The following is an 18,737-nucleotide window of genomic DNA, read 5'->3' as shown; positions in this document are numbered from 1 at the left end:
ATGTGGATTTCGCGTATTGAATTAATCAACTTTAAGAGCTACATGCACCAAAAATTTGAGTTTCCAAAGCCTCATGCCGGAAAAAACTTGGTATTAATTGGCGGTATGAACGGTTACGGTAAAACCACACTACTCGAAGCCATCTATCTTTGTTTCTATGGTGCGGAAGCAACGTCACATTTGGCCCGTGCAGGCCTAAATAACGACGCCTATGGAAAGTTCCTGAAAAAAGCCTTGCATGGCAAAGCCTTAAGGTTAGGTCGGTCAAATATGATGGAAGTGTCAACTGAATTTTACTCCGATGATTATATGGGTTATGAGCTTAGTAGGCGTTGGTATTTTGATCCGCAAGGCGGTTTTTTGGAAGAAGAAGTTAAGTTGTACAAATTAAAAGGAAATAATGGAAGGGATCCATTATCAAAAGATGAACTGCTCGAAATTCTCGATGATTATGCAGTGCCTGCTCATTTAGCTCCATTTTTCTTTTTTGATGGCGAAGAGGTCAAAAAGCTTGCAGACCAGGATCGTAAGGAATGGATAAAACAAGGTATGGAAAGCTTGCTTGGGGTGGTGCTATTGAGAGATTTACGGGTGCGCCTTGAGCAATACCAAAATAATAGAAATCCCTCAGGGAAGCCCAGCATGGATGAGGAAAAACTGGCAGTTTTGCACAAGACGTTGATAGGCAAAGAAAACGAGCTTAAAGCACTGAAAGCAGAGCGACAGTTGCTTTGGACTGATAAAGAATCTTCTGAGAATAATCGCAATTCACTACATCAAAGGCTTAGTACTATTGGTGCCGGCGGAGGTGAATTGAAACAAGTTGAAAACCTTATTCGAGACGAAGGAGAGAAAAAAGAAGCGTTACGTAAGACAAATGATGCTCTGGAGAGATTATTAACAGAAAAATTGCCTTTCCATTTAGTGAATGCGTCGTTAATGACAAATTTGAAAAATCAGTTGCAACAAGAAGCAACTCTTCTTGAATGGGAGAACAAAAAACAAAGCGTAGCGCCGCAAAAAGAACGTTTTGTCAGTAGTTTTTTTGCAACTGATTTTTTCAACGGTCCTTTTGTTGATCATACGGTAAAAAATAAACTTCGTGAAAGCATTGATATTGCTTGGCAAGGCCTTTTTAATCCGCAACCGGAAGGTTGTGCCAAAGAACTGATACACAACTACTTGGAGCCTCGCCAACGCCAAAAACTGGATGAGCAATTTGTTAAAATTCAGGTTACCGAGCGCGAAATTAAAAAATTATTAGAAGATCAGGCTTTGCTTGACAAAGAAATTGAAGCGTTAATAAAAGATCGGATACGCTTGGAGGCATTGCATGACGATGGCACATTGCATCAATTGCAACAAGAGTTAAAGGAAATAGAAGATAAATTGGGCAATTTAAGAGAAAAACTAGGCGACAAAAATAGACATATTACTACGCTTGAAAGTGAAGTGCATGATAAGCGTTCAACTTATGAAAGAGAGCATGACATTTTTTTAAAGGCTACCCCCATTAAAAGTAATTTACGTAAAGCTGAACGGGTTATTGATTTAATAAAAGAACTACTTCCAGAACTGTTTGCTTTGAAAACAAAAGCCTTGTCAGATTCGGTCACTGAGATATTTATCAAATTGGCTCATAAGAAACAAATTGCTCGTATCGAAATAGACGAAAAAGGCATGTCACGGTTATTGAGCGGCGAGGGGAAGGAAATTGGTTTGGATCGTTCGGCGGGTGAAAACCAGATATTCGCTACAGCATTGATTGCAGGGTTAGCCAAAACATCGGGATTCAATATCCCGTTGGTCGTTGATACACCGCTAGGACGTTTGGATAGCGAGCATAGAAAACGCATACTCGAATATTGGTTGTCCGACCCAGATCGGCAAATTATTTTGCTTAGCCAAGATGAAGAAATTGATTCTGATGTTTATACCCGGATTTGCTCTCATGTTGCCAAAACCTATTTGTTGAAACATGAACAGCTAGGTGAAGGAGTCGGTAAAACAGTTGCATTAGAAAATAAGTATTTTGAGGTTGCGGCATGACACACTTTGACATAACCAAAGTCTTGTTAACTAACTTCAGTGGCAGCAAATCAGCCGAAGAACAAGCCAAGGAGCTAAAGTTAGGTTTTGCAGAAAAGTATAAATTGGCTCGTTTGGCAATAGGGAGGTCATTAGGGGAGCCTAGTTTTCCTCCGACAGCGCCTGATGCCAGCAAATATCCGCTTAAGGGACAACAGTTATTCGGCAGTAATGGCGAGGAGCTTTTATGGGTTAGTTTGTTGGCGACGAATTTTAAGACTTATTCACCTAAAGCGGAGTTTACCATTGAGCAATTGCAAAGCATGGTTCGCGATCATTGGCATCGCGGAATAGGTTTGTTGCTTGAGGATTGGCATGAAGCTGAAGGTCGTTTTGAAAAATTTGTTGAAATATTGGTTACCCGTAGGGCGTTGCTTGCAGAAGAGAATAGCTCGAATGAAGGTACTGAAGATACCTGGCAAGGCGTCGCAGGTTCGGTTTGGTTAACACTTGGAAAATTGGTAGACGATGGAGCAGAAGCTCGTTGGTTAGTCAATGGCAAAGGTTATGCGCCTAATATCGCTCTAATGGGACAAGCCGGTTCTGGTAAAACACATACGATGCTAAAGCTACTAGAGCAAGCGCAAATGCAGTCGGGCTCGCCTGTCATTTTGCTTGATTTAGGAAAAGGTGATCTTGCCAATAACAGTATGTTGGCAAAGCAGTTAAATGCCACAGTTTTGAGAGTTCCCGAGCAAGCTATACCGTTGGATATGTTTTATCGTAACGAAGATGTCGACAATGCAGCGCATGTTTTGCAGTCATTTCGAGATTCCTTCGAGCGCGCTATGAGTAGCAAGCCCGGACCTAAGCAGTTGGATGCTTTTAGGGAGGCACTGAGGTCAATTTTTATATCCAAAGAACGTATTTCCTTGGCGCAAATAAAACAAGCCTTGGATCGCTATTATAGTGAAAAGAAAATCAAGACAGACGCTGTTATTGCAACCATCAATGATTTGATTCAATTCAACCTTTTCAATCCAGTACAAACTCCCGATGAGTTTTTTAGGAACAATTGGATTATCACATTTGGCAATGCCACAGAAACCAGTAAAAAATTGGCTGCATTTTTGTTGGTTGACGCGCTTCATAACTACCTTAAGCGATGTCCGGAATCACCACTTGATGAGTACGGTCATCGGTCTTTGCGAGTGTTATTGGCAATCGATGAGGCCAAGCCTTTGTTGGCTGCAAGGCATTTAGGGCTGAGCAATCTCCTACGTCTCCATCGCTCAAAAGGCTTATGCGTGATGTTGGCTTCACAAAGTCCGGACGACTATGAGGGTGCGGCCGATGACTATTTGGAGCAAATCGGTTTACCGGTTTGCTTCCGTACGAATGCAAACAGTCCTAAAGTACTTAACAATATGTTTGGTTCTGCCCCGAATTTTTCTGCGCTGGATGCTGGAGTATGCCTGAGTGTTTTGGAAGCGGGCGGAAGTATGCAGAAGATCAAAGCATATTAATGACTTCTTTGTTTTAATTTTTAAGGACATATTTTTATGCTTATTGAGCAATGGCTGTTGGTAGCCGCTTTTGCAAGTACTCTACTGTTATTAGCCGGGTTGCTATTCTTGGTACTACAACAAAAAGTTAAAATTGCTGAGTTACGGTACCAATATGATGCTACACAAGGTAATGATGATCGGCTTGAACGAGGTATTCGTGCGGAAATGGCCGTTAATCGCCAAGAAATCAGCGATACTTTACGGCAAAGCCGCGAAGAATTGGGGATTGCGATTGAGCGGCAAAATCAGTTATTGCATACCGGTGCGGCGCAGTCGCGTCAGATGTTGGATGATAAGCTCGGCGCTTTTCAGCAAGAACACCGTAGTCAATCGGAACTGTTGCGTAAATTAGTTGATGACAAGCTTAATTTGGCACAACAAGATGCCCGCCAGGGTCGCAGCGAAATGGCCGAAAGCCTAAAGTTGTTTGGTACTAGCCAAAAAGAACAGATGGAAAGTTTGGGCAGCTTGCTAAAAAATCAAATCGAAACCTTTACGAGCCAACTGGGTTTACAATTGTTAGCATTTACCCAGAATAACAGCGAACACCTTGCCAAAATTAGCACGGTATTGGAAGATCGTCTGAGTCAAACCCAGCAGGATGCTCGTCAAGGACGTACCGAACAAGCCAACAGCCTAAAACACTTTGGCGAACAACTAACAGGGCAATTGCATCAATTAACACAACGCAACAGCGAAGGGCTGGAGACATTACGTCAATCCGTGGAAACCAAATTGGCGCATATCCAAACCGACAATAATCTAAAGCTGGAGCAAATGCGCCAAACGGTCGATGAAAAGCTGCACAACACCTTGGAGCAACGGTTAGGCGAATCCTTCAAGCTGGTCAGTGAGCGTTTAGAGCAAGTCCATAACGGTTTAGGGGAAATGCGTAACTTAGCTTCAGGGGTAGGTGATCTAAAAAAAGTTTTGTCCAATGTTAAAATCCGAGGCACTTGGGGAGAAGTTCAGTTGGAGAATTTGTTGGAACAATTGCTAAGCCCGGATCAATATGCCAAAAATGTCAGTACCCGTCCGAAAAGCAATGACCGTGTAGAGTTTGCCATTAAATTGCCAGGGCGCGATCTCAATAATTCGGTTGTTTGGCTGCCAATAGACGCTAAGTTTCCGTTAGAAGACTACCAGAAACTGGCTGAGGCACAAGAAATGGCGGATTTATCCGCAATGGAAGAAGCCGGCAAAGCTCTGGAGACGCGCATCAAAGCAGAAGCAAAAGCCATACGAGACAAATATCTTGAGCCTCCGCATACCACGGATTTTGCTCTTTTGTTTTTACCTATCGAAGGGTTGTATGCGGAAGTTATACGTCGTCCTGGATTATCCGATTTGTTACAGCGTGATTATCGTGTCACCTTAGTTAGCCCAACCACATTAGCGGCGATTTTAAATAGTTTGCAAATGGGCTTTAGGACTTTAGCAATAGAGAAACGATCAAGTGAAGTTTGGCAAGTGCTGGGTGCAGTTAAGACAGAGTTTGGTAAGTTTGGTGATGTATTGGCGAAAACCAAGAAAAAGCTTGATGAGGCTCGGGATACCATAGACAAAGCTGAAGTTCGGACAAGAGCTATAGGCCGGCAATTACGACAAGTTGAGGCTTTACCTAAAGAAGAGAGTTCATTGCTATTGCCAGGCATTGACGTTAATGATTTTGAAAGCCATGAGGCTGTATAAGTAACGATGTTCTGTAAAATCTTAAATAGTCCATTAGTTGTATACAAATACAAATAACTGGGGTCAGGTACTAGTTAAATAAAAAAGACGGGGTCAGAAAAAGAAGGGGTCTTGAATTTTGCAAATATGTGCTTGCATAAACGAGACTTGATACCAAATTAAAAGACTTGACCGTTCGCAGTAACAGCAGTAAATCTAGCGGGTTAAAGTCCCGTCCAAGGAATTGTCCGTACGCCTTGGTAGTATGAGGAAGCGGCATCGTGGTAACACGGTGTCGTAAGTTTCCAAACAGCAAGAGAGCAGGCCGTAACGCAAGTGAACCTACACGTAGCCTCGTAAACGAATTGGAGGAGCCGACCCTGTGGTCAGAAGGGGAAGGCCGTTGGATGGATACTGAAATAACGGAAGTGGTATCCGTCGACTTCCGGGGTAGCAGGGTCGGCATGTTCTTGAAGATTCATTGCCCAGTGCTGGAGACCCGTTGCGGCGGTGGGGAGGCCATCGACTATTGCGTATAAGGAAACGAAGGCGCAATAGGCCGTAACGGGAGTCGGAGGGGTTCATAGTACCGATGGAAGTCTAGGGACAACATAACCCAGACCGAGGGAAGGGACCCTGCTTTGTTCATGTAACCGAAGAGTGGAGGAAAAGGGGATTGCCATGTTGCTAATAACCCCTGATGAAATCAGGACACTACAGAGGAAGCTCTATACCAAGGCCAAGCAAGAACCGGCCTATCGCTTCTATGCGCTCTATGACAAGGTGTGGCGGGCAGACATCCTCATGTTTGCTTACCGCCTTGTCCGTGCTAACAAAGGAAGTCCCGGCGTTGACGGAGTGAACTTCGAGGACATAGAGCAGAAGATAGGGATAGACCAGTTTTTGTCGGAATTAGCTCAAGACCTGAAAGACAAGACTTATCACCCAAGTCCGGTACGGCGCGTCATGATTCCCAAAGCGGACGGCAGTCAGCGCCCGCTGGGCATTCCGACGATCCGCGACCGGGTAGCCCAGATGGCGGTAAAACTCGTCATTGAACCGATATTTGAAGCGGATTTCTGCCCGAACTCCTACGGATTTCGGCCAAAGAAATCGGCCCACGACGCGGTTGATGAAATAGCGGAAGCGCTACATCAGGGCTATACCCAAGTGATTGATGCCGATCTGTCGAAATACTTCGATAGCATCCCTCACGCCAAACTGCTGGCCGTTATTGCCGAGCGCATTGTTGATGGTGCGATATTGCACGTCATCAAGCTATGGCTCAAAGCACCGGTCATCGAAGAGGATAAGGACGGCACCAAGAAGCATATGGGCGGCGGCAAAGCAAACAGCAAGGGCACGCCGCAAGGTGGAGTCATTTCACCGTTGCTATCGAACTGCTACCTGCATTTACTTGACCGGATATGGGAGAAACATCAGCTACGATGGAAGTTAAAGGCGCGCATCGTCCGTTATGCGGATGATTTTGTCGTGCTGTGTGCAGGTGCAGTTGATGCACCATTGGCCGCGGTACGGCATGTGCTGGATCGTCTTGATCTTGAGTTGAATGATACCAAAACCCGCATAGTTGATGCCAGAGAGGAAAGTTTTAACTTCTTGGGTTTTTCAATCAGGGTGAGCAAGGGATTGAAGTCGGGCAAAAGTTATCCGCATGTCTGCCCGGCACCGAAATCGCTTGCGAAAATCAAAGACCGTATAACGCAATTGACCGCACGGGAGCGTACGCCGATACCGTTGGAAGATATTATAGGAAGCATGAACGCCAGCCTTCGCGGCTGGTCGGGTTACTTTCACTATCGCAATTCCAATGGCGTACTGGAAAAGGTGAAGACGCATGCTGAAGAACGTCTGCGAAAGCACCTCATGAAGCGGCACAAGGTCAAAGACCGTGGGATCGGCCTCGGTCGTTTCCCAAGCCAGCAGTTATATGCGAGATACGGGTTATACAAGGTTCCGACAAAGGCGGGCTGGAAAACAGCGCATGCCGTGGTGTGAAGAACATCGGAAAGCCGTGTGCGTTAATAGCGCATGCACGGTTTGATGAGGGAGGACAGGAGAAACTAACTATGATAAAGCTAATGAGGCACCGCCAGACGAAAGGGGCGGAAACAGATAGGCCATGTCTACGGAAAGTGAAATCCTGTTCTCTACTCTACCCATGCGCACTGCTTCGCTCTGGGTTAATTAGCGAGTGATGAGCGACGTTAGGTGTGAAGCGTTATGGCGCTATAGCGCTAAAGTGCTATAATCGGAAAAAAAGAGGTGCCTTTTATGAGTGAGTTATCAAAAAGATCCACGGTTTACTTCGAACCAGAGATTCACCATGCCCTTCGGGTTATGGCTGCAAACACGCATCAATCTGTCTCCGAATTCGTCAATGAGGCGGTTCGTATGGCTCTACGCGAAGATCAAGAAGATCTGAGTGCGTTTGAAGAACGGGCGGCAGAGCCAACACTGAGCTATGAGGAATTGCTGGAAGATTTAAAGTTACATGGCAAATTATGAAATTCAGTTCAAGAAGTCAATTACCAAAGATCTTCGCGCTATTCCAAAAAAGGATGTCAAGAAAATACTGGAGCGAATAGATGCCTTGGCGGTAAACCCAAGGAGCGAAGGCTGTATCAAATTGTCCGGTCAGGAGCGTTACCGCACTCGGCAAGGCGTTTATCGGATAATTTATGAGGTCAAGGATGCCGAAATTGTCGTCGTTGTGGTCAAAATTGGGCATCGTTCCCAAGTCTACAAAGACAGCTAAGCGAGCAGGGTCAGGTCTATATTTTATGCTAAATTCTCAAGTTAGGGTTTCCGAGTAAATAAAAGGTAGGATCAAAATAGCGAAAGCGTTTCTAGCCTGAAAGATCAAGTCATTAAACACAAGCACATAAAGGATTGCGGTTGCAGGGGGGGCAAACAAAGGGAAGCATCCCGGAATAACTGGGTCAGAATATGAAACCCTAGTTATTTATCAAACGATGATCGAATGAAATATCGGGGTCAGACCCTGAGGTATCCCCACGAAATAGCCAAATAAAACAATTTTTTGGCTGAAAATTGGTTGATAGATATATTGATTTTTTATCATCGTTCCTACGCTCTGCGTGGGAATGCATCCTGGGACGCTCTGCGTCCCGATAGGTCGATAATCCCAGCAACCAGACATTCTATTCTCTACAGTTTCTTAATCCAATTGCCCGAGGCAGTCGACGCAGAGCGTCTAAAGCAGCATTCCCACGCAGAGCATGGGAACGAGCGTTTTGTGGGGATACCTCAGGGTCAGACCTTGTATTTGACATTTCATATCTTTTTGTTCTTGAACGAAAAGTGACTGTGGCTTTTAGGGGCTTGTATCAAACATTGGAAGTCATGCGGATAGTCAAAATGCGTTGCTGCAGATACAATTACGTCATATAGCAAATTAACGGCCAGGGAGTTACTCAGTTGCCCACTACTATTACCAAGTGGTTGCAAAGGACGTCTGAATTTCTTGTTGGTATATTTTTCGTATCGCTACAAAGAGGCTATCGTTATGATCTTGACAGTCGAACAAATTGCCGAAGAAGCTCTCGCTTTGCCTAGCGAAGCGCGCGCCTTGCTTGCCGATCGTCTAGTAGAAAGCCTAGACCCTGCAGAAGACGGTTATATTCAGCAACTTTGGTCAACAGAGGCCCGGCGACGCCGTGACGATGTCCGGGCTGGTCGTGTGCAGACTATCCCAGGCGATGAAGCACTGGAACGTGTGCGACGGGCCTTTGCTCGATGAGATATGAGTTCCATCTCGATGCCCTTGCAGAGTATGAAGAGGCCGCCCAATATTACGCGGGGTGCCGGGAAGGATTGGAGTTTCGCTTCATTGCGGCGGTTGAACATGCCGTCCAGCAGATTATCGAAGCACCGGAACGCTGGCATATCTTGGAGGAAGACATTCGTTGGCGTCTTACGCGGGTATTCCCGTATGCCGTACTCTACACCATCGAAAAGGACTATGTCCTCATTATTGCGGTTATGCATTGCCATCGTGAACCAGGCTACTGGCGGCGAAGAATTTCCAATTGAGTTAAATCAACGGCTGTCAAGCAAAAAGATCGGGGGAAGGCCTTATATTTGACATTTAGATCTTTTTTTCTTGAACGAGCAGGGTCAGGTCTATATTTTATGCTAAATTCTCAAGTTAGGGTTTCCGAGTAAACAACAGGAAGTTAATCGAAGATCTTGCTTTGCAGTTGAAGTAATTAGCTCAATCCATGAAGGAGTGCCCATGAAAAATTCTATCGTGACCTCGATCGACGCCGTGTTAGTTTTAGAAAGTAGGAATAAGAAATACCTCAAGTCTGTGCTGATTGGCTTGCAGCTTGGCATTTTATTTCTACCGATGGAGCTTGTCAGGGAAATTTTCTTTCCATTTTTTAGTGGGCTTTATTACATCGGTCTGGCCGTTTATGGAGCAGTAGAAGATGTTTTTAAAGGCGCATCAATTTTCTGGCACGCATAGGTTTCGCTTTTTATTATGGTTTTCAGGGCAGGCTTGCAATAAAAGAGTAACCAACATTCGATTTTATTGCTGCCATTTAGTAAAGCGCTTGGTCCTCTAGGTTTGAATCTTGAGCCGAGATGGACAGTGCTTAACAAAAAAGAATTATTTTGAACGTTAATTATTACGACGACATATTTAACTATTCATGAATACACAATTTTTTGAAAAATTCTCATCAGTATTAACTTCGTCAAACCCGCCTGTAGTAAGAGATCCAAGATTACTTATGGAGGAAAATGAAGGGATAAAAATCTATTACGCACCATTTGAATATCTTAACCCGGAGGCACGCATTGTTTTGGTGGGTATAACGCCAGGACCTACACAAATGGTTAATGCGAATAACGAAGCGATTTTCTCGCTTCGTTATTCGCATTAATTATCTGATTGGAGATAGATCCACGCCTGTTCCGCATGCTACGAATCCTGTCCCGTATCATAGTGGTCGTGGATTTTTTCAAAAGACCTTCTTAACGATGTAGTAGTAAGCTAAAAGGCTTTTGTAACCAACGAATATTGGTCTAACCAAACTGATCAATTTATTCTGGCCATTGTCATTGTCGACGGCGATAGCCACCAAGGCCCGTATTACCTGAAAAATCCGTTTAATCAGGAGCCCGAATTTGGCGTGGCCAGCATAAATTATGATCTAGAAGAGTTACTTTCTAGAGCAGAACGCCTATAATGTACATGATAAATGTACATTATAGGAATGAACATGCACTCAGTTAATGTCACTGAACTACGCCAACACTTGCCGGATTATCTGAAGCAAGTGCAACAAGGCGAAGAAATTGCGATTACGCTGCACGGCAAAACCATTGCTCGAATCGTACCCGATCACCAGGAAAATAAACGCGAAGCAGCCTTAAAACGCCTGGAAGCACTGCGTGGGACGGTCATTGTCGGCGATATTCTGGCTCCGTTAGATGAGGAATGGACGGCCGATGCTGACAATCTGTGATACCAACGTCCTGTTGTTCTGGGCGGATAATCGAGATCGTTTAACCGTTGCCGCCCAACAGGCTTTAGATCAAGGACGTGAGCAAGGCTCACTGGCATGTGCAGCTATAAGCTTTTGGGAAATAGCGATGCTGTTTCGAAAAAACCGTCTAGTGCTCCCCGCACACTATACACCCACTTCCTACATGGAAGACATCGTTGAATCATTGGGTCTGAATATTTTGCAACTAACGCCTGCGATTGCCGCCCTAGCAGAAAGTGGCATTGTTACACATGGCGATCCAGGCGACCGATTGATAGCCGCTACGGCTATTGCTCATCAGGCACCATTAATTACTGCTGATGAAAAACTTCGAGCTACTTCGGGTTTGCAATGTATCTGGTGACAAAAGCAAAACATCGTCAAGCAACATACATTTTGTCAGCAATTCTCAATTTAAGCAGATAACCATAAGAGCTCTCAGTGTGGAATGGGGATATTCAAGCCATCAAGCATAAATGCCATCAAATGTTGCCAGCTATCAAAACAAAAATAGCGGGTGAGCGCCCTTAAATCGTTAAAAAACGTCTTGCGGCTGGACAATTCTTCACGCAGCAAGCGATAGCATTGATCGAACCATTGCAACAACGTATGAACCAGAAAAGCCAGAATGATCAGGCTGGCTAACAAGGCCGCGAGGTGCTTTTTACCGTGCCCGAAGTTATGCGCGAAGTGATATCCCTTGGTTTTCAATGTGTTGTTATTTTCGTTTTCGATCTTCCAGCGCGTACGACCGGCGCTGACGATATCGGCCACATTGTGCGCGCCTAATGCGTAATCCGTGGCGAACGCATTGCGGTAAACGATATGACCTTGTTCATCGATGACCTCAATTTCGCACCAATTCACCAATAGGGCATCGTCGCTGTCGCGCAACGGCACTTGCTGAGCGATGCGGTAACGCTCGGTCAGTCGTTGCTTGCCTGTCCAGCGGCGTTTTTCGATCACTTCAACCTGCCCGAGCCGCTGAAAATCCTCCACCCACTCGTAGAGGGTTTTATGGGATTCCGGTTTGCACACCAGAATGAAATGCCGACCCTGTTGCTTGAGGTATTCGCAAAAAGGCTGTTTGCAATATAAATCGTCGCCTAAAAACGTCACGTTCGCCGGCAGGTGGCCGCCTTCGCGCTCCAACCAGCGCCGCGCGGCCGCCAGTTCATAATCTTGCTTATCGCTTCCGTCTTGCGGTGCGATAAATTCGGGTGCCAACGGAATGACATCCGCTTGATGTGGCGAAACGATTACCGGGGTAACTGCGCTGTGAGCATAGTGGATAGCACCGTTCTTGAGTGTCTTCGTTGAGCAGCAGGCGCAATGAATCTTCTGCGAACTAAAATACTCCACCCCATCCAAGGCCACCAGCACGCTATCACCCAGCACTTGGAACTCTTTGAGTTTGCCTTGCGCTTCCAATGCCTGCAGCACCCATCGGTACAGTGGCCATAGGGCGTCGGGTGACACCGCATCCAGCAGATTCCGAATCTGGTTGTCACTCGGAATTTGGTAGACTCCAAACAAACTCTGTGCGTTATTCTTGCCGCGCTCTTTTTGCATCGTCCGCTGATGATCCAGAAACGAGGGTGATTGCATAAAAAACACCGAAAAGGCGCTCAGTGCTGCATCGACCATACTGTATTTCTGGTAAACACCAGTCCCACTGCGACCGTCGGGCAAGGTTTCGAAGACTTGCCTGATTCGCTCGATCAAGCGAGCTTGCGTGAATTGTTCTTTTTCTTTAAAAGGGTAAGCCATCGTCCGTGTACGGATATGAAAAAATCAGCCCAGTTTACCAGCATGGGCTAAATTGAGAACTGCTGACATTTTGTACCCAAAATCCCAGGCGACATGACAGAAATTACAAACATTGCCGAATAGCTACTAGGGGCTGTTGCCGTTTTGTAACTTACCCTTGAATTTCAATAATTCCGCCTCATAGCTTGTTTATTTTGAGCCAAAAACAAGCAAACTATGCCGCGACAAATGTTTACGGATGAACACTGGGGAAAATTGAAGATGATTATGTTGAAAATGGGGATATATGACAAACCCTTTCTTCGGCAAACAACCGAAGGGATTTTTTATCGTTTGCGCGTAGGTTGTCCCTGGCGAGATCTACCCAGTGCCTTTGGTAACTGGAATGCTGTTTATAAACGCTTCAATGAATGGTCTCGTAAAGAAAAACTGATGGGTATTTTTAACGAACTGATAGTTGAGCCTGACTTGGAATGGTCATTTATTGATGGAAGTATTGTGAAAGCTCATCAGCATAGTAGCGGTGCGGCCTATGGGCAAGAATCGGCGATTGGTAAATCTGTTGCGGGTAATACAACCAAAATTCATATGGCTGTTGATGCCTGTGGTCTTCCCATCCACTTTACAGTGACAGGTGGCGAAGTTCATGATTGTAAAGAAGCGCCAACCTTAGTCGCTGAACTGCCTAAAGCTGACTATATCGTTGCTGACAAAGGCTATGACAGTGAACCACTACGTGTTCAGATTCAAGGCAAAGGAGCTGTTCCTGTCATTCCAAGAAAAAAGAATTCAAACGTAGGGAATGATGATATGGATTGGTGTCTCTACAAATATCGTCACCTAGTTGAAAATGTGTTTGCAAGACTGAAACATCTTAGAGCTATTGCTACACGATATGACAAGCTAAAGCGAAATTTTGAAGCTTCTGTGGCCTTAGCTTGCGCTTTTTTATGATTACCTATGTGAAACGGCAACAGCCCCTAGTCTTCTCCCAGCGTACTAAATCCACTTGGGGGGCTATGTAATGCCTGGCCAATCACCAGCAATTCTCAATTTAAGCAGATAACCATAAGAGCTCTCAGTGTGGAATGGGGATATTCAAGCCATCAAGCATAAATTCCATCAAATGTTGCCAGCTATCAAAACAAAAATAGCGGGTGAGCGCCCTTAAATCGTTAAAAAACGTCTTGCGGCTGGACAATTCTTCACGCAGCAAGCGATAGCATTGATCGAACCATTGCAACAACGTATGAACCAGAAAAGCTAGAATGATCAGGCTGGCTAATAAGGCCGCGAGGTGCTTTTTACCGTGCCCGAAGTTATGCGCGAAGTTATATCCCTTGGTTTTCAATGTGTTGTTATTTTCGTTTTCGATCTTCCAGCGCGTACGACCGGCGCTGACGATATCGGCCACATTATGCGCGCCTAATGCGTAATCCGTGGCGAACGCATTGCGGTAAACGATATGACCTTGTTCATCGATGACCTCAATTTCGCACCAATTCACCAATAGGGCATCGTCGCTGTCGCGCAACGGCACTTGCTGAGCGATGCGGTAACGCTCGGTCAGTCGTTGCTTGCCTGTCCAGCGGCGTTTTTCGATCACTTCAACCTGCCCGAGCCGCTGAAAATCCTCCACCCACTCGTAGAGGGTTTTATGGGATTCCGGTTTGCACACCAGAATGAAATGCCGACCCTGTTGCTTGAGGTATTCGCAAAAAGGCTGTTTGCAATATAAATCGTCGCCTAAAAACGTCACGTTCGCCGGCAGGTGGCCGCCTTCGCGCTCCAACCAGCGCCGCGCGGCTGCCAGTTCATAATCTTGCTTATCGCTTCCGTCTTGCGGTGCGATAAATTCGGGTGCCAACGGAATGACATCCGCTTGATGTGGCGAAACGATTACCGGGGTAACTGCGCTGTGAGCATAGTGGATAGCACCGTTCTTGAGTGTCTTCGTTGAGCAGCAGGCGCAATGAATCTTCTGCGAACTAAAATACTCCACCCCATCCAAGGCCACCAGCACGCTATCACCCAGCACTTGGAACTCTTTGAGTTTGCCTTGCGCTTCCAATGCCTGCAGCACCCATCGGTACAGTGGCCATAGGGCGTCGGGTGACACCGCATCCAGCAGATTCCGAATCTGGTTGTCACTCGGAATTTGGTAGACTCCAAACAAACTCTGTGCGTTATTCTTGCCGCGCTCTTTTTGCATCGTCCGCTGATGATCCAGAAACGAGGGTGATTGCATAAAAAACACCGAAAAGGCGCTCAGTGCTGCATCGACCATACTGTATTTCTGGTAAACACCAGTCCCACTGCGACCGTCGGGCAAGGTTTCGAAGACTTGCCTGATTCGCTCGATCAAGCGAGCTTGCGTGAATTGTTCTTTTTCTTTAAAAGGGTAAGCCATCGTCCGTGTACGGATATGAAAAAATCAGCCCAGTTTACCAGCATGGGCTAAATTGAGAACTGCTGGCCAATCACCGCTTCTTTTCGACTGCCACATAAAGCAGGCTATAATATTTCATTAGACCAATGACCTGTTTGCGATAACGAAACTATTTTATGCAGAAAGAATAGACTGGGCGCAATCAAAATACGAGCACATGACTATGCAGGCTTTAGAACTATCAACTGAAATTAACGAAAAGCATCAAATCCATTTACAATTGCCGGATTCAATTAGAGCAGGTAAAGCTAAGGTAATTGTATTGCTGGAGGATGTTACCGAGCCACAGCCAAAGAAAAAGCGGGTGTTTGGACAATTTCGCGGCAAAATAAAAATCAGAGAGGATTTCGAAAACGAATTGTCGGACGACTTCTGGTTGGGCAATGACGTATGAACCTGTTGCTAGATACTCATGTTTTTCTTTGGCTGAACGATACGCCGGAAAATCTGTCCCACGCGGCATTGAATGCCTGTCAGGACGAAAATAATGATCTGTTTCTTAGTCTGGTATCCGCCTGGGAAATCCAGATCAAACAACAACTCGGGAAGCTTGAGCTTAGCGAAAGTTTGCAAACTCTGATTAGCACTCAACAAAGTTACAACGGATTGCAATTACTCCCTATCGAATTGGAGCATATCAAGGCTCTTGGTCATTTACCATCCCCGCATCGAGATCCATTCGACCGCCTATTGATCGCTCAAAGCGTCAAAGAGCAAATGCATTTCGTCAGTGCTGATCGGGTGTTTGCCAACTATCCGGTAAACTTGATTTGGTGACTTTTTATTTTTTAAAAGCACGCGTTTCGGGTTGCGCGAATACGATTATTTGAAATGAAGATAGCATTGAATCCAAAGGAGCAAGCGAGACAGGCCGCCTGAGGGCGGGCGCTATCCCAACCGGCTGAAGTTCCGGGGCTCTCGCGTAAATTGATGAAAAAAATTGTTATATTTGCAGTTGCATTGTCGGCGGTGAGTTTGGCTGCCTGTGTCAGTCGCGGTATTAGTGAAGATGTCGTCGATAAGGGGCCGCAAGTCGTGGTGGCTCCATTGGCGCCGGAAGAACGGATGACCATTGCCGTGTCTCGTTTTACCAATGAATCGATTTACGGCAGCGGTTTGTTTACGGACGCTTCCGGCGATAGGATCGGCAAGCAAGCCGCGGATATGTTGTCGCGTCATTTGATGGCGACGCAGCGTTTCAATGTCGTGGAAAGGCAAGACATCGGAAGGCTCAAGTCGGAGGCCGAGTTGATGGGCGCGACAGAACAGCAGTTCAAGCAAAATTTGCTCGGGGTCGATGCCTTGATCATGGGATCGGTCGTGGAATTAGGGCGCGACACCACCGGTGGCGTTTGGTTATTGGGTAAAGAAAAAACCCAGCGCGCTCGCGCTCGTGTCGTATTGCGTTTGGTCGATCCGAAAACCGGTCAAGTGTTTTACAGCCAAGAAGGCAGCGGCGATGCGACGATGTCGGCCACCAGCACGTTGGGTTTCGGCGGCACGGCCGGATTCGATTCGACTTTGGAAGGCAAGGCTATCGATGCCGCGATTGTCAACATGATCAATAATGTGGTATCGACTTTGGATGCACGGCGCCAAAGCCGGCCTCGTTAACCATGTCTTCATTACGGCTTGTTGGTTGGTGCGTGATGTCGGTCTTTGTTTTGGCCGGCTGCGCTCCTCAGGGATTGTATTATTGGGGGGCTTATGAAGACGGGCTTTATGATCGTTATGTCGAAAACAGCGGCGAACAAGTCGAAGCTTATTTACGGCAATCGATGACCGAGGCAGAGGCTAATCGCATGCCTGTGCCCCCGGGTTTATATGCGGATTATGGTTTTGTGTTGTATCAACGCGGAGACAAGGCGGGCGCAATCGACTATTTTCGTCGTGAACGCGAGCTTTATCCCGAATCCACGGCCTTGATGAATAAATTGATAGAACGGATCGAACAGCAAGATAAATCGGGTGCGGCGGATTTGCCAACCGCGGAATTAGCCGGAGAAGAGCGATGAAATGGGGTGCGATTATTTTAACGGCATGGCTTATGGCCGGTTGCGCGCCGAGACAACGGCTCGATCTCGATACGTTTTATGCGCATCAGCCGAGGTCGATTTTAGTCGTGCCGGTCGTTAACGAGTCTCCCGAGGTTACTGCGCAATCGGTTTTTATCAGCACCATAAGCCGGCCTTTGGCGGAGCGGGGCTATTATGTTTTTCCGGTTTATTTAACGGATATGATACTGCGCGATTTCGGTCTCGTTGAAGCCGGGCATATTCATCAAATGCCGGTGGATCGGTTTTTTGAGTTATTCGGCGCCGATGCGGTCTTGTTCGTCACGATCAAAGATTGGAGTACTAAATATTTGGTAGTGGCCTCGTCGGTCGTGGTTTCGATGGAATACGTTCTGAAAGATACCAAAACGGGCTTGGTTTTGTGGGAAAACCAGCAGACTTACACGCACGATTCCGGCGGTGGTGGTCATCCGATTGCGATGGCGGTAGCGGCAGCGATCAATGCATTGGTTACCGATTATCTGCCGTTGGCGAGGCAGGCTAATTTTATGGCCTTTGCGCCTCCGAAAGGCTTGCCGGCGGGACCTTATCATCCCGAGTACAAAAAGGATCATGAACGATTTTAGTTGAAATGTTGGGTTTGATCCCGCGCGGAGTATCATGTTCTGTGGGAGCGATCTCCTGATCGCGATTTCGAGGTCGGGAAGCTGGGTAATAACATAAGGTGTCGAGGTCACGAAGGCTATGACATTTTCCTCGTTCCCACTGCTCCAGCGTGGGAATGCATACCGATCTTGTTGCGGCAGCCAAGGTATGGGTTCCCACGGAGGACCGTGGGAACCAGAAAAGCTGGGTAATAACATTAAGGTATCGAGGTCACGAAGGCTATGACATTTTCCTCGTTCCCACTGCTCCAGCGTGGGAATGCATACCGATCTTGTTGCGGCAGCCAAGGTATGGATTTTCACGGAGGATCGAGGGAATCAGAAAAAATTCTCATGCCTACTACGATTGCGCTTATGACTTGAATCCAAGTTTGCAAAATGCCAAGTGATAGAATAGTATCACTTTTATGAAGACTGAACTTGTAACCACACTAAAACGTCACGCCACCCGGATTCTTGCCGACTTGCGCGAATCCAAAGAGCCTGTACTCATTACCGAGCATGGCAAGCCGTCTGCTTATCTTGTCGACTTTGAAGACTTTGAACGAATCCAGAATAGGATGCGAATCCTGGAAGGTATAGCAAGAGGCGAAAAAGCAGTTTTAGAAGGGCGAATATATTCAGAATCGGAAGCAGAAGAGAAAATGAGCAAATGGCTCAAATAAAATGGACTGAGCCTGCACTAAACGATATCGATGAGATTGCAGAGTACATCGCTTTAGATAAACCAGGCGCCGCTAAGAAATTAGTCACAGAAATTTTCAAAACCACTCGGCACCTTAAAAATTTCCCGGAATCCGGTCGCTGTCCACCGGAGCTACAAGATACAAACTATCGAGAGTTAATAGTAGGCCCTTGCCGAATATTTTATCGTGTACAGAAAACTACTATTTATATCCTCTATGTGATGCGCAGTGAGCGTGAGTTACGTAAATTCCTATTAGAGGATAGGGCGAAAGAAAGCGGATAATGAATAATCAGCTTAACCAATAATTCGCAGTTTCCTCAAAAAGGGGTCAGGTTACTTTTTG

At 46.1% G+C, this 18,737-nt stretch carries 22 protein-coding genes; 20 read left to right on the top strand and 2 right to left on the bottom strand.

Features of this window, described 5'->3' with window-relative positions; genetic code table 11:
- From dndD to WJM45_RS14605, 12 genes are all read left to right on the top strand, one after another.
- A complete protein-coding gene (gene dndD, locus WJM45_RS14660) occupies window positions 1-2,049 on the top strand; it encodes a DNA sulfur modification protein DndD (RefSeq protein ID WP_341325824.1) in 2,049 nt (682 codons plus the stop codon).
- Entirely contained in the window at window positions 2,046-3,554 is a 1,509-nt protein-coding gene (locus WJM45_RS14655) for a DndE family protein (RefSeq protein ID WP_341325823.1), read from the top strand. Before dndD ends, WJM45_RS14655 begins: the two co-directional genes overlap by 4 nt.
- 36 nt (window positions 3,555-3,590) lie before the next feature.
- The gene (gene rmuC, locus WJM45_RS14650; protein ID WP_341325822.1) at window positions 3,591-5,288 is read left to right on the top strand and encodes a DNA recombination protein RmuC; all 1,698 of its coding nucleotides are present in this window, start codon (window positions 3,591-3,593) and stop codon (window positions 5,286-5,288) included.
- A 660-nt stretch (window positions 5,289-5,948) separates the two neighbouring features.
- A complete protein-coding gene (ltrA, locus tag WJM45_RS14645) occupies window positions 5,949-7,286 on the top strand; it encodes a group II intron reverse transcriptase/maturase (protein WP_341325821.1) in 1,338 nt (445 codons plus the stop codon).
- 276 nt (window positions 7,287-7,562) lie between these two features.
- Complete coding sequence (locus WJM45_RS14640) at window positions 7,563-7,796, top strand: hypothetical protein (RefSeq protein ID WP_014147379.1); 234 nt, start codon at window positions 7,563-7,565, stop codon at window positions 7,794-7,796.
- Complete coding sequence (locus WJM45_RS14635) at window positions 7,783-8,046, top strand: type II toxin-antitoxin system RelE/ParE family toxin (RefSeq protein WP_341325820.1); 264 nt, start codon at window positions 7,783-7,785, stop codon at window positions 8,044-8,046. Before WJM45_RS14640 ends, WJM45_RS14635 begins: the two co-directional genes overlap by 14 nt.
- A gap of 771 nt (window positions 8,047-8,817) precedes the next feature.
- Entirely contained in the window at window positions 8,818-9,051 is a 234-nt protein-coding gene (locus WJM45_RS14630; protein WP_341325819.1) for an addiction module protein, read from the top strand.
- Entirely contained in the window at window positions 9,048-9,344 is a 297-nt protein-coding gene (locus WJM45_RS14625) for a type II toxin-antitoxin system RelE/ParE family toxin (protein ID WP_341325818.1), read from the top strand. The genes WJM45_RS14630 and WJM45_RS14625 overlap by 4 nt, the downstream gene beginning before the upstream one ends.
- Window positions 9,345-9,546: 202 nt before the next feature.
- On the top strand, window positions 9,547-9,780 hold the full coding sequence (locus WJM45_RS14620; RefSeq protein ID WP_341325817.1) for a hypothetical protein: 234 nt from the start codon (window positions 9,547-9,549) through the stop codon (window positions 9,778-9,780).
- A 187-nt stretch (window positions 9,781-9,967) separates the two neighbouring features.
- Window positions 9,968-10,201 (top strand): hypothetical protein, encoded by a 234-nt coding sequence (locus WJM45_RS14615; RefSeq protein WP_341325816.1) that lies wholly within the window; start codon window positions 9,968-9,970, stop codon window positions 10,199-10,201.
- A 339-nt stretch (window positions 10,202-10,540) separates the two neighbouring features.
- The gene (locus WJM45_RS14610; RefSeq protein WP_341325815.1) at window positions 10,541-10,786 is read left to right on the top strand and encodes a type II toxin-antitoxin system prevent-host-death family antitoxin; all 246 of its coding nucleotides are present in this window, start codon (window positions 10,541-10,543) and stop codon (window positions 10,784-10,786) included.
- Complete coding sequence (locus tag WJM45_RS14605; protein ID WP_341325814.1) at window positions 10,770-11,171, top strand: type II toxin-antitoxin system VapC family toxin; 402 nt, start codon at window positions 10,770-10,772, stop codon at window positions 11,169-11,171. The genes WJM45_RS14610 and WJM45_RS14605 overlap by 17 nt, the downstream gene beginning before the upstream one ends.
- A gap of 74 nt (window positions 11,172-11,245) precedes the next feature.
- Here WJM45_RS14605 and WJM45_RS14600 read toward each other — a convergent pair whose 3' ends face one another.
- Window positions 11,246-12,577, bottom strand: coding sequence for an ISNCY family transposase (locus tag WJM45_RS14600; protein ID WP_341325813.1), 1,332 nt, complete (start codon window positions 12,575-12,577; stop codon window positions 11,246-11,248).
- A gap of 216 nt (window positions 12,578-12,793) precedes the next feature.
- Here WJM45_RS14600 and WJM45_RS14595 point away from each other — a divergent pair, with 216 nt between their 5' ends.
- Window positions 12,794-13,531 carry an IS5 family transposase gene (locus WJM45_RS14595; protein ID WP_341325812.1) on the top strand — a complete coding sequence of 246 codons (738 nt, stop codon included), beginning with the start codon at window positions 12,794-12,796 and terminating at the stop codon, window positions 13,529-13,531.
- 124 nt (window positions 13,532-13,655) lie between these two features.
- Here the strand turns inward: WJM45_RS14595 and WJM45_RS14590 are convergent, their stop codons facing one another.
- On the bottom strand, window positions 13,656-14,987 hold the full coding sequence (locus WJM45_RS14590) for an ISNCY family transposase (RefSeq protein WP_341325811.1): 1,332 nt from the start codon (window positions 14,985-14,987) through the stop codon (window positions 13,656-13,658).
- A gap of 202 nt (window positions 14,988-15,189) precedes the next feature.
- Here WJM45_RS14590 and WJM45_RS14585 point away from each other — a divergent pair, with 202 nt between their 5' ends.
- The 7 genes from WJM45_RS14585 to WJM45_RS14555 all read left to right on the top strand — a co-directional run bounded on the left by WJM45_RS14585 (window position 15,190) and on the right by WJM45_RS14555 (window position 18,676).
- On the top strand, window positions 15,190-15,420 hold the full coding sequence (locus WJM45_RS14585) for a hypothetical protein (protein ID WP_341325810.1): 231 nt from the start codon (window positions 15,190-15,192) through the stop codon (window positions 15,418-15,420).
- A complete protein-coding gene (locus tag WJM45_RS14580) occupies window positions 15,417-15,803 on the top strand; it encodes a type II toxin-antitoxin system VapC family toxin (RefSeq protein ID WP_341325809.1) in 387 nt (128 codons plus the stop codon). The genes WJM45_RS14585 and WJM45_RS14580 overlap by 4 nt, the downstream gene beginning before the upstream one ends.
- A 153-nt stretch (window positions 15,804-15,956) precedes the next feature.
- Entirely contained in the window at window positions 15,957-16,640 is a 684-nt protein-coding gene (locus tag WJM45_RS14575) for a CsgG/HfaB family protein (protein WP_341325808.1), read from the top strand.
- Between the two features lie 2 nt (window positions 16,641-16,642).
- A complete protein-coding gene (locus WJM45_RS14570; protein ID WP_341325807.1) occupies window positions 16,643-17,041 on the top strand; it encodes a DUF4810 domain-containing protein in 399 nt (132 codons plus the stop codon).
- On the top strand, window positions 17,038-17,667 hold the full coding sequence (locus WJM45_RS14565; RefSeq protein WP_341325806.1) for a GNA1162 family protein: 630 nt from the start codon (window positions 17,038-17,040) through the stop codon (window positions 17,665-17,667). The genes WJM45_RS14570 and WJM45_RS14565 overlap by 4 nt, the downstream gene beginning before the upstream one ends.
- A gap of 446 nt (window positions 17,668-18,113) precedes the next feature.
- A complete protein-coding gene (locus WJM45_RS14560) occupies window positions 18,114-18,371 on the top strand; it encodes a type II toxin-antitoxin system Phd/YefM family antitoxin (RefSeq protein ID WP_341325805.1) in 258 nt (85 codons plus the stop codon).
- Entirely contained in the window at window positions 18,359-18,676 is a 318-nt protein-coding gene (locus WJM45_RS14555; protein ID WP_341325804.1) for a type II toxin-antitoxin system RelE/ParE family toxin, read from the top strand. Before WJM45_RS14560 ends, WJM45_RS14555 begins: the two co-directional genes overlap by 13 nt.
- The last annotated feature ends 61 nt before the right edge of the window (window positions 18,677-18,737 follow it).

It is taken from the genome of Methylotuvimicrobium sp. KM2, assembly GCF_038051925.1.
GTDB lineage: Bacteria > Pseudomonadota > Gammaproteobacteria > Methylococcales > Methylomonadaceae > Methylotuvimicrobium.
The sequence above is the reverse complement of the archived record's forward strand: the minus strand, read 5'-3'. Positions and strand labels throughout refer to the sequence as shown.